The 1643-nt window shown below is 50.2% G+C and carries 1 rRNA gene; it reads right to left on the bottom strand.

Going from position 1 to position 1643, the window contains the following annotated elements:
* Nucleotides 1–42: 42 nt before the first annotated feature.
* A 16S ribosomal RNA gene (locus CD128_RS04350) occupies nucleotides 43–1593 on the bottom strand.
* Nucleotides 1594–1643 lie beyond the last annotated feature (50 nt).

The raw sequence follows: 1643 nt of genomic DNA, 5'->3' as shown, positions 1-1643 counted from the left end.
TTATTCCATCATCTCTACGAGATGTTCCGAATATATCCTTAGAAAGGAGGTGATCCAGCCGCACCTTCCGATACGGCTACCTTGTTACGACTTCACCCCAATCATTTGTCCCACCTTCGACGGCTAGCTCCAAATGGTTACTCCACCGGCTTCGGGTGTTACAAACTCTCGTGGTGTGACGGGCGGTGTGTACAAGACCCGGGAACGTATTCACCGTAGCATGCTGATCTACGATTACTAGCGATTCCAGCTTCATGTAGTCGAGTTGCAGACTACAATCCGAACTGAGAACAACTTTATGGGATTTGCTTGACCTCGCGGTTTCGCTACCCTTTGTATTGTCCATTGTAGCACGTGTGTAGCCCAAATCATAAGGGGCATGATGATTTGACGTCATCCCCACCTTCCTCCGGTTTGTCACCGGCAGTCAACTTAGAGTGCCCAACTAAATGATGGCAACTAAGCTTAAGGGTTGCGCTCGTTGCGGGACTTAACCCAACATCTCACGACACGAGCTGACGACAACCATGCACCACCTGTCACTTTGTCCCCCGAAGGGGAAAGCTCTATCTCTAGAGTTGTCAAAGGATGTCAAGATTTGGTAAGGTTCTTCGCGTTGCTTCGAATTAAACCACATGCTCCACCGCTTGTGCGGGTCCCCGTCAATTCCTTTGAGTTTCAACCTTGCGGTCGTACTCCCCAGGCGGAGTGCTTAATGCGTTAGCTGCAGCACTAAGGGGCGGAAACCCCCTAACACTTAGCACTCATCGTTTACGGCGTGGACTACCAGGGTATCTAATCCTGTTTGATCCCCACGCTTTCGCACATCAGCGTCAGTTACAGACCAGAAAGTCGCCTTCGCCACTGGTGTTCCTCCATATCTCTGCGCATTTCACCGCTACACATGGAATTCCACTTTCCTCTTCTGCACTCAAGTTTTCCAGTTTCCAATGACCCTCCACGGTTGAGCCGTGGGCTTTCACATCAGACTTAAAAAACCGCCTACGCGCGCTTTACGCCCAATAATTCCGGATAACGCTTGCCACCTACGTATTACCGCGGCTGCTGGCACGTAGTTAGCCGTGGCTTTCTGATTAGGTACCGTCAAGACGTGCACAGTTACTTACACGTATGTTCTTCCCTAATAACAGAGTTTTACGATCCGAAGACCTTCATCACTCACGCGGCGTTGCTCCGTCAGGCTTTCGCCCATTGCGGAAGATTCCCTACTGCTGCCTCCCGTAGGAGTCTGGACCGTGTCTCAGTTCCAGTGTGGCCGATCACCCTCTCAGGTCGGCTACGTATCGTCGCCTTGGTAAGCCGTTACCTTACCAACTAGCTAATACGGCGCGGGTCCATCTATAAGTGATAGCAGAGCCATCTTTCACTTTTGAACCATGCGGTTCAAAATATTATCCGGTATTAGCTCCGGTTTCCCGGAGTTATCCCAGTCTTATAGGTAGGTTACCCACGTGTTACTCACCCGTCCGCCGCTAACGTCAGAGGAGCAAGCTCCTCGTCTGTTCGCTCGACTTGCATGTATTAGGCACGCCGCCAGCGTTCATCCTGAGCCAGGATCAAACTCTCCATAAAAATTTATGATGTTTGATTAGCTCATAAAACTAAATAGTGTTTGTAACTTA

Source organism: Staphylococcus croceilyticus (assembly GCF_002902575.1).
Taxonomy (GTDB): Bacteria; Bacillota; Bacilli; order Staphylococcales; family Staphylococcaceae; genus Staphylococcus; species Staphylococcus croceilyticus.
This window is presented reverse-complemented; position numbering and strand designations above follow the sequence as displayed.